Annotated in this window: 9 protein-coding genes and 1 pseudogene; 9 read left to right on the top strand and 1 reads right to left on the bottom strand. The window is 68.9% G+C overall.

What is annotated here, in order from left to right:
- The 3 genes from ACWGJ5_RS43060 to ACWGJ5_RS43050 form a co-directional block, all read left to right on the top strand.
- A partial coding sequence (locus ACWGJ5_RS43060) for a zinc-binding dehydrogenase (protein WP_453315061.1) occupies positions 1-299 on the top strand: 299 nt, incomplete at its 5' end.
- 313 nt (positions 300-612) lie between these two features.
- Positions 613-1,056, top strand: coding sequence for a pyridoxamine 5'-phosphate oxidase family protein (locus tag ACWGJ5_RS43055; protein ID WP_453315060.1), 444 nt, complete (start codon positions 613-615; stop codon positions 1,054-1,056).
- A gap of 287 nt (positions 1,057-1,343) precedes the next feature.
- Positions 1,344-2,291, top strand: a complete 948-nt coding sequence (locus ACWGJ5_RS43050) for a TetR/AcrR family transcriptional regulator C-terminal domain-containing protein (RefSeq protein WP_453315059.1) — start codon at positions 1,344-1,346, stop codon at positions 2,289-2,291.
- 441 nt (positions 2,292-2,732) lie between these two features.
- On the opposite strand, the pseudogene ACWGJ5_RS43045 reads toward ACWGJ5_RS43050, so the two are convergent.
- A pseudogene (locus ACWGJ5_RS43045) lies at positions 2,733-3,053 on the bottom strand (STAS domain-containing protein); the annotation flags it as partial.
- A 663-nt stretch (positions 3,054-3,716) separates the two neighbouring features.
- Here ACWGJ5_RS43045 and ACWGJ5_RS43040 point away from each other — a divergent pair.
- The 6 genes from ACWGJ5_RS43040 to ACWGJ5_RS43015 all read left to right on the top strand — a co-directional run bounded on the left by ACWGJ5_RS43040 (position 3,717) and on the right by ACWGJ5_RS43015 (position 9,246).
- Positions 3,717-4,367: a response regulator transcription factor gene (locus tag ACWGJ5_RS43040; RefSeq protein ID WP_453315058.1), complete on the top strand. Its 651-nt coding sequence runs from the start codon at positions 3,717-3,719 to the stop codon at positions 4,365-4,367.
- The gene (locus tag ACWGJ5_RS43035) at positions 4,364-5,809 is read left to right on the top strand and encodes a sensor histidine kinase (RefSeq protein ID WP_453315057.1); all 1,446 of its coding nucleotides are present in this window, start codon (positions 4,364-4,366) and stop codon (positions 5,807-5,809) included. Before ACWGJ5_RS43040 ends, ACWGJ5_RS43035 begins: the two co-directional genes overlap by 4 nt.
- A gap of 303 nt (positions 5,810-6,112) precedes the next feature.
- Positions 6,113-6,772, top strand: coding sequence for a hypothetical protein (locus tag ACWGJ5_RS43030; protein WP_453315056.1), 660 nt, complete (start codon positions 6,113-6,115; stop codon positions 6,770-6,772).
- Between the two features lie 184 nt (positions 6,773-6,956).
- Positions 6,957-7,394 (top strand): hypothetical protein, encoded by a 438-nt coding sequence (locus ACWGJ5_RS43025; protein WP_453315055.1) that lies wholly within the window; start codon positions 6,957-6,959, stop codon positions 7,392-7,394.
- Positions 7,391-8,356 (top strand): amidohydrolase family protein, encoded by a 966-nt coding sequence (locus ACWGJ5_RS43020; protein WP_453315054.1) that lies wholly within the window; start codon positions 7,391-7,393, stop codon positions 8,354-8,356. The genes ACWGJ5_RS43025 and ACWGJ5_RS43020 overlap by 4 nt, the downstream gene beginning before the upstream one ends.
- A 2-nt stretch (positions 8,357-8,358) precedes the next feature.
- Positions 8,359-9,246, top strand: a complete 888-nt coding sequence (locus tag ACWGJ5_RS43015) for an MBL fold metallo-hydrolase (protein WP_453315053.1) — start codon at positions 8,359-8,361, stop codon at positions 9,244-9,246.
- Positions 9,247-9,258 lie beyond the last annotated feature (12 nt).

The raw sequence follows: 9,258 nt of genomic DNA, 5'->3' as shown, positions 1-9,258 counted from the left end.
GTGGGTTCGATGGTGCGCTGATCGCTGCTGGCGGTACGGCGCAGGCCGCGCTGTCGCTGGTGCGCAACGGTGGGCGTCTGGTGTCGCTGACCTCGGACGCGCCGGCGGGAGAGCGTGGTGTCACTAGCACGGATCTCTACGTCCGGCCTGATGCCGCTCAGCTCGCCCATCTGGCGGAGGCGGTAGTGGAGGGGAAGCTGAAGCAGAACGTGGAAGCGCTCCCGTTGAGTGAGGCGCCCGCCGCTTTCGCCCGGGTCTCCGCCGGGCAGGCCGGCGGCAAGAAGATCGTGCTGACCTGAGCACATCTCACGGTGGCACCGTGGGAGGAGGGGGGCGCCGACCGCCGGCCGGGTTTCGGGCTCCGAGACACCGTCCCCGGAACGGCCGTCCGCTCGGATGTGATCACGGACCGGGGTGTCGGCGGACATGGGCGCACAACGCGATCGGGAAGCCCGCGCAACAGCGCGGAGCGAGCAGCCAGGGCTTCCGCGGACCAGGCCACCGGCCTTGTGGCGCGCACTCGAAAAAGGCTGCGTCGTGACGGCCCGGGAGGGCGGAACGCGCAGACGTGGCAGGAAAGGTTGAGGAACGATGGGAATAATCACTGAGGACATGCGGCAGATTGTCACCAGCGCCAAGCTGGCGTTCGTCGCGACAGTCTGCGAGGACGGCTCTCCGAACCTCTCCCCGAAGGGGTCCGTGCGCGTCTACGACGACGATCACCTGGTGTTCATGAACATGGCCTCGCCCAATACGGTGGAGAACCTGCGGCACAATCCGCGGGTTGAGGTCAACGTGATCGACTTCCTGCTCAGGCGGGGATACCGCTTCAAGGGAACAGCGGAGATCCGCGGGGAGGGCGACCCGGTGTACGACTGGTCCCGCCAGTGGGTGCTGAACACCCACGGCGATCCCATCTACCCGTGCCACGAGGCCGTACTGATCAGGGTGGACCGGGCGCTGCGGGTGAACTCTCCCGCGTACACGTTCGGGCACGCGAACGAGGACGACCTGAAGCATGAGTGGGCCGCCAACTACGGTGTGGCATACGTTTGATGCGACATCGGGCCGCCTGTCACGCAGGGCCGGCCGCGCCCCTCCTCCACCGTCAGCGAGATCTGGCTCTTCCTCCTCGCCGCCCAGCAGCACGATCAGGAGACGTCGCATACCACCGCCACCTGACACCGAAGGGGGACGGATCAGGCGCGCCAGCCCAGTCGTCGCAGGGCCCTGACCGTCCTGTCGCACCGGGCTGCGAAGATCACGCCCTGGATCTCGCTGACGCCCTCGCCGGTCTCGACGCCCATTCCTGGGCTTCCGACTCGCACGCCTACGGTCCCGCCGTGGACGTGCCCGACCTGCTGCGCGCCCTCGCCGAGGGGGACGGGGATGCCGAGGAGGCGATCTCCGAGCTGTACTCGTGCATCCTCCACCAGGGCACGGTGTACTCCGCCAGCGTGGACGCCGTCCCCTACCTTGCCCGGATCGCCGCTGCCGCCCGGCCCGGGACAACCGAAGTCCTGTGCCTGCTTGGCGGGTTGGCCGAAAGCGACGACGAATGGGAGATCGCGCCGGGCGCCGTCCGGGCCGCCGTCGCCACCCAAATCCCGCTGCTCATAACGCTGCTGGCACATGAAGACGTGAACGTCCGACTGCTCACGGCCTGGACGCTCGGCCACACCCGGAATACCGAGGCTGCCCCGGTTGCCCTGTGGAGCCAGTGGACGGCCGAGGCCGATTCCGGCGTCCGGGTCGAAACCAAAGACGACCTGCTCGACCTCGTGCTCGACGCCGTAGCGGCCGAAGACGGCGGCCCGCCTGCCCCCACCGGCGACTGGCGCGGCGACCTGCGGGCGCTGGCCCATCGCTCCCGGGCCGCCTTCCACCGGCATCCCTGGATGACCTCCCTCGCGGCAGGGCGCCCATCACTTGGACCGAACTCCCTCGATGCCACCGAATGCGCGCTCGCCGCCCTCGATCCCCTCGGCTTCGACATCGACGTCATGATCACCGTCGTCAACACGCTGCAGGCCTTCGTCCGCGGCTACGCCATCGGCGAACTCGCCCAACAGGAAGCCGTCCGACGCTCCGGGGTCGGCATCCAGCAATGGATGGACGCCCACGCGCCCTACCTCGACAAAGTCATCAAGACCGGGCGCCATCCACTCCTCGCCCGCGTCATTCGTGATGCCGAACTTCCCCACGCGGCCGACAGCGCCGAGCGCGGGTTCGAACTGGGACTCGAACGACTCCTCGGCGGATGGGAGGCCAACCTCCCCGTCCGGTCCTGACGATTCGACAGCGCCTGCCGGGGGTTCATCGGGGAACTCCGCACCCGGGCGCCGGCCTCCGCGCGCCGAACCCCTGACCCGGCGCGATTCCCACTACCTCGATGGTGGCGGCGGTGAACGCCAGGCTCGACGGCTCCGGGCGGATCCTAGAGCGGCTCTGGGGTCTGCGGATTCGTTAGCAACGGCGTACCTTCGACCTGCTGTGTTGCCGACGTGCGCAGGGTGGCGGCGCGGGGCTGTCGACGGTTGATGCGCAATGGGCGGCTTGGTGACCGTCTTTCGACGTCCCGCTTGGTGAGGCGCGGGTGCGGGTGCTCGGTCTTGTGTGGTTCCACTGGTTCGGTCAGTTGCAAGTGGGCATGATCGCCCCGTGGCGTCTCGGGCGGGGCTTCAGCGCGGGTCAGGGGATTTGAGACAGGGAACAGCCGTTACGTAGCGCCGTCAGCTGCTCAGGGCGGCTTCGGCATCGTCGACAGTGGCAAAGACGCGCAGGACCTGATCGGCTCCGGTCATCTCCAGGACCCGGTGCAACTTGTTCGGGACGCAGGCCAGGACTAGCATCACGGCTGCCCTCTCTGCCTCGCGGCGGGCTCCTAGCAGCACGTTCAACCCCGCAGAGTCGCAGAACGCTACTTCCGCCAGGTCCAGCACGACAGCCCGCTCCGCGCGATCGATCACCTGTGTCAGCCGCCCGCTCAGCTCAAGCCGCGAGACATAGTCCATGACCCCGCGCACATTCGCCACCAGGCAGGGGCCCGACCTGGTCGTCTCGACCGAGGGAGATCGTGCACAACGCTTGCCCCACCGTCTCGCCCGGGATCTGAAGAGACGCCGTCGAGCCTATCGGCTCAGTGGTCGTGCCTGTGGCGGGGTTGAGGGGGTATGCGCTGTAAGTCGGCGGGGTCGGTGTGAGGTGGCTGCATGGACGAGGCGGCGGAAGGTGACGACAGAGAGTCGCTGGTCGACAGGCCGGTATCGGTGGCTGCCGCGTTCGAGGGCAGTGAGGAGATCGCCGAGGCCCGTGACCCGGCGACCATCTTGCGGGAGCTGCGACGCAACGCGGCCACTCGAGGCGGGAAGCTCCCGCCGCGTACGTGCGCTTCCCACCTGCCGCGCGGTACAGCGCGACGGCATCGTTCCTGAACTCCGCCGGATACGGAGTCTCCCGTCCCACCAGGACACCCTTCCTCGAATCCACAAGATCCAATTGTCAGAGTGTCCACACTGCCGGGGCCACCTCGGTAAGGGGTTGTCTACGATCACTGGACAGCCAGCCAACGGGTGTTGGCGACCGGCCGGCCCCCCGCAACCTGACGATTCGCTGACGGTCTGCGGCCTCCGCTACGTTGGCCGGGTGAGTGATGGCGAGGTGTGTGTGGAAGTGCTGACGTGGCCCGGGTGCTAGTCGTCGACGACGAGGAGTCGGTGCGCGAGCTGGTGGCATCGACACTGCGCCTCTCCGGCTACGAAGTGACCGAGGCGGCCGACGCGATGACCGCGCTGGGGGCCCTCGCCGCCGAAACCGGCACCCGTGCACCGGACCTGCTGATCCTCGACGTGATGATGCCCGGGCTCGACGGATTCGAGCTCCTGAACATCCTGCGGCACCGCGGGGTAGCGGTGCCCGTGCTGTTCTTGACCGCCCGCGGCGACGTCGAAGACCGCGTGCGCGGGCTTCGGTCCGGCGCCGACGATTACGTCACCAAACCCTTCAGCGTTGCCGAGGTCACGGCCCGGGTCGAGGCCCTGCTGCGGCGCAGCGGTGCCACCGAGGTGGACGAGACGCTGCGGCTGGACAATATCGCCCTGGACCCGGTGGGCCACCAGGTGACGCGGGCCGGAGAGCCAGTCGAGCTGTCCCCCACCGAGTTCCGGCTGCTGGAACACCTCCTGCGCAACACCGGGCGCGTGCTGTCGAAAGCGCAGCTGCTGGAACACGTGTGGGGCTACGCCCTCGGCGACACCCAGGTCGTCGAACGATTCATCTCCAATCTGCGCCGCAAGATCGACCAGGGTGAGCCGTCGCTCATCCAGACCGTGCGCGGGTTCGGCTACACGGCACGGGCCCGCGGATGAGAGTGTTCCCGCGGCACGCCTCGCTGCGCGCCCGGCTGCTCGTGCCCCTCCTGCTGATCCTGCTCGTCGGCCTGGCCGGTGCCCCGCTGTTCGCCTCAGCCGTCATCCGCAACCACCTCAACCAGCGCGCTGACGGTGTCTTGGAAAGGCTGAGCACGTCGCTCGAAGGGCTGCTGAGGGGCCAGTCCCACGTGGCAGTCACCGAGCAGCAGATGTCGAACATGCTGCGGTCCTCCCCGCTCGTGCTCGCCGGGCTCGACGCCCGCGACCACGTCGTCTTCACCATCGACCAGCGTGCGTCCGGCACCGCGACCGACTTCCAGCCCCTGGTCCGCACCGCGCTCGCCCAGCCCACCGGCCACGTCGCCAGAACTGAGAGCGGCGGGGGACCGTACGACGTCATCCGGAGCCTGTCACCGGGGCTCGAGGTCGACCGAGGTGGTACCACCGTCCACGTCGCACAGCTGGTGCTGGCGATGAATCGCAGCCAGGACGCGGCAGTGTGGCGGACCGTGGCGACCTCTAGCACCGCCTTTGCCGTGGTGTCCATGGTGGTGCTCGGCGGGCTCTCGGTGTGGACGCTGCGCAGAGGAATCCGGCCGCTGGAGCGCATGGCGGACGCAGCCGACGCGGTCGCGGCGGGCGGGGGCAGAGCGGATTTCCGCGCCGAGGCGGACCGGTCCGGTGCCGAGGTCCAGCGGCTCGGTGAGGCGCTGGAGAGCGCCTTCGACGCTCGTGATCGGGCCGAGGCGGCCGTGCGTCTGTTCATGCTCGATGCCTCCCACGAACTGCGCACTCCGGTCACCACGTTGAGCGGCTGGCTCGACCTCTACGCGCAGGGCGTCCTACGCAGCCGCGCCGACCTCGACCATGCCGTCGCACGCATGGAATCCGCAGTAGGCCGCATGCGGCTACTCGTCGAGGACCTCGACCTGCTGGCACGCATGGACCAGGGACGGCCGCTCGACCGAACCAACACCCGGCTCGCGCCACTGCTCAACGGCCTCGTCGACGACGTCCGCGTCATCGCACCCGACCGAGCGATCACCCTGCAGGTGACAGGGGACCCGACCGTCCGCGCCGACCCGCGCCGACTGGAGCAGGTCGTCCGCAATCTGCTCGGCAACGCCGTTCAGTACACCCCACCCCACACGCCCATCGAAGTCGTTGCCTCGGCCCACGACCTGAACGCGGTGATCGGAATCGTCGACCACGGCCCCGGAATCCCAGCAAAGGACCTCGCCCGCATCTTCGACCGCTTCTACCGCGTGCACTCGACCCGCGAACAACCCGGCTCGGGACTCGGACTCGCCATCGTCCGAGCCCTGGTGGAGGCCCACGAGGGAACGGTCAGCGCTTCGCCCACGCCGGACGGTGGGTCCACATTCACCGTCCGTATCCCGCTCGCCGAAACCGTCAGCGAACCGTCAGGTACTGGGTAGGTCGACCGTCACGAAGCCACGTTGGGATACAGGCATACGCGCCCCCGAGAGGACCCACGTGACAAAGCTTCATCTGCACCGACCCGGTACTGGCACCCATCGGCGCCGCTGTTCGGTGATCGCCACCCGGGACCCGGGAACCGGTCTCGCGAAGGCCATCACGGCCGGTCGGCGGGTCCTTGTCCTCGGCCGGCGCGCGGGGCGGCCGCCCCGATCGCCAGCCCGCATCCTGCTCCGTCCCGACGCCGGGCAGGAGTCCGGGCGTGAGAGAACGAGCAGGGTGTACGCGAAGGGACGTCCGTCGTGAGGGCCGGGATCACGGTGCTCCTCGGCGCCGGGGTCGTCCTCGCGGTGCTCGCCTTGGTCACCGGTGTCACGGTATGCCTGCGCCGAGGAGGCCGCCGGCGGTGGATCGCCTGGCTGACGATTGGGGCCGCCGTAGGGGCCGCCGTGGAGATCGCGCCCCGTGTGGTCATCTCACGCGACGTCAACCTCGACTGTGCCGGCACGACGGCCCACACGTCCCTGTCCGCCGCCCCCGTCGCCTGGCAGATACTCACCGGCGGTCTGCGCGTTGACGTCCACATCGGGCCCAGCCAGATCCGGCACATCGTGACCAAGCGGCTCGCGAGCACTGCGCTCTCCGACGCGTCGGTCACGCTGATCGACGGCGCCATCGAGATGAGCGCGAACGTCCTGGTCGGTCCTACGACACTTCCCGCCACGGTCACCCTGACCCCGGCCGTCGCGAACGGACGGTTGACGTTGGCGCCCAGCGGCGGAACCCTTGCGGGCCGCCCACTCCCGGCCGCCGTGCTCGGCAAGCCGGCCGGCGGCGGCGCCAGCGGCCTGGCCGCCGGGGCCTCAGCGGAAGCGTCCCTTTCCTGCGACGGCGGGCAGAAGGGGACGCCCACGTCTGCGACCGTCGACCCCGGCGGGCTCACCGTCGCGATGCGACTTTAGGGGACGCGCTGTGCATGGGGACATGCAACTCGCAGGACATGCGAACGTACTCGGCCCACAAGGGTTCGCCTGCCTCAGTCAGCTGCCAGACCGATCGACGCCTCGTCTCTTCTCGCAGCACGCCGGTACCGGCCTCGTACCGCTTGTGCAGATTGGCTCACAGTACTCGAAGAGGTGACCCCTCATGAAGGACCATCGCGCTCGTCCTGCGGTGGACACGGCCACGCGCGTGCGCTACTCCGTCTTCGGGCTGATCGTGGGCGGACTGTGGCTCTGGCACGCCGGAGACTCTGCCTGGGAGCACGGCTTGCGCCTCCTGGTGCTCATGATGGTCGTCCCGCCCACGCTGGGCGGGCTGCGCACGGTGATCGCCCGGCGCCGCGGCCGGAAAACAGCGAACGAGATCTCCCTCGTCCGGCTGCTGGCGTTCAAGGGAACGCTCGCCTTGACCGCGGTGGCGGTGTCCCTGATAGCCGATGGCCGCATCCCTTGTCTGGACGTGTATATGGCGGTGTGGCTGGCACTTGCGCTCGCGCTCGGCGGCCCCGCCCTCCACCACCGTCTGCTCACCCCCGCACGACAGCAGGCAACCCCCGGCACGCAAGCACGAGGAACCCGATGAACGGCTGGCTGGACGTCCACGCCCACTACATCACCGGCCGCTACGCCGAGGCTTGCCGAGCGGCAGGACACGGCCGCGTCGACGGCATGCCCGCTCTGCCCGAGTGGAGCTGCGATGCCGCACTGGAGGTCATGGCCCAAAACGGTGTCTCCGCAGCCGTACTGTCGATCTCCTCGCCAGGAGTGCACTTCGGCGACGAGTCCGTAGCACCGAACCCGGCGGCCAGGGCCCTGTCCCAGCACGTCAACGACAGTGGCGCCCAGACAGTGGCGCGCGCGCCCGCCAGATTCGGCCTCTCAGCCGTCCTGCCCCTGCCCGATCTGGACGGAGCGCTCGCCGAACTGTCCCGTAGCTACGACGAACTCGGGGCCGACGCGATCGCGCTGCTGACCAACTACCACGGCCGCTACCTCGCCGATCCTGCCCTCGCCCCCGTGCTTGCCGAACTCGACGCCCGCGGATCGGTGATCACGCTGCATCCGACTTCACCACCAGGCTGGGAACGCACCGCGCTAGGACGCCCGCGGCCGATGATCGAGTTTGCCTTCGACACCACGCGCTGCGTCGTCGAACTCGCTCTCAGCGGCACGCTCACCCGCTACCCGCGCATCCGGTGGATCGTCCCGCACGCGGGCGCGGTCCTGCCCGCCCTCGCTCACCGAGTCGCCGCCATGTCCCCGATCACCGGCGCCCCGGTAGACCTGCCCGCCGTCCTCGGCAGCCTGTACTACGACCTTGCCGGGATGCCGGTACCGGTGGCACTCGACGCGCTCTTGGCCGTAGCCGGGCCGGACCGCCTGCTGTACGGCAGCGACTTCCCCTTCACCCCTGCCCTTGCGGTCAAACACCTGGCCGCCGAACTCCGGCAGACGCCCTCGCTTCGCGCCGCGCATTTGGGCACCGCTCCCGGAACACCGGGCGCGGCGTTGTTCCCCCGACTGTCCCAACCCACGACGGAGTGATCATGACCGCCGACCACGACCTGCTCTGGACCACGCTGGGCACGATGAGCGGCCCGCTCCCGGGCGCCGTGCGTGAGCAGCCCGCCAACCTGCTCCACGATCAGGAGCACAAGATCCTCGTCGACTGTGGAGACGGTGCGACCGACCAGCTCGGCAAGGCCGGCGTGTCACCGCTCGAGGTGGGCACAGTGATCATCAGCCACTTGCACTCCGACCACACGGCGGGCTTGTACGGGCTCCTCGCCCGGCGCCGCCAGGTCAGTGCCCGAGGCAACCTGGTCATCTACGGCCCGCGGGGGACAACTGACGCGGTGCGGGGAATCCAGTCGGCAATCGGCTATCTCGACGAGCTGATGCCCGGCAGGGCCAAGTACGGGCCGCCGATGGGCGCACTCGACGTCGTCGAGGTCACCGACGGCGCCCGGTTCACGGTCGGGCCCGTCACCGTCACGGCGGCGACCAACAGCCACTACGGATTCGAGGCTGGATCCGAGGAAGCGGAACGCTTCCAATCCTTGTCCTACCGGTTCGACATGACCGACCGGTCCATCGTGTACACCGGGGACACAGGTCCCAGCGAGAACGTCGAGCGTCTGGCCCAGGGTGCCGACCTGCTCGTCAGCGAGATCACCGACGTCGAGCAGGTACTGAGCCAGCACAAGTTCCTGCCCACCCTGCCACCGACCGCCCAAGCGTTCGTCAGGCAGCACTTCGAGAAGGAACACCTGTCCGCCGACGAGGTGGGCCTGCTCGCCCGGCGTGCTGGCGTCGGCGCCGTCGTGCTGACGCACAACCCGCTCACCGAGGACAACATCGTCAAGGCCGGGACAGTCATCGGCTCGCATTTCACCGGCACCGTCACTTTCGCCGACGACCTCGACAGCCACTGACCACCGAAAGAC

Source organism: Streptomyces sp. NPDC054783 (assembly GCF_053611725.1).
The sequence above is the reverse complement of the archived record's forward strand: the minus strand, read 5'-3'. Positions and strand labels throughout refer to the sequence as shown.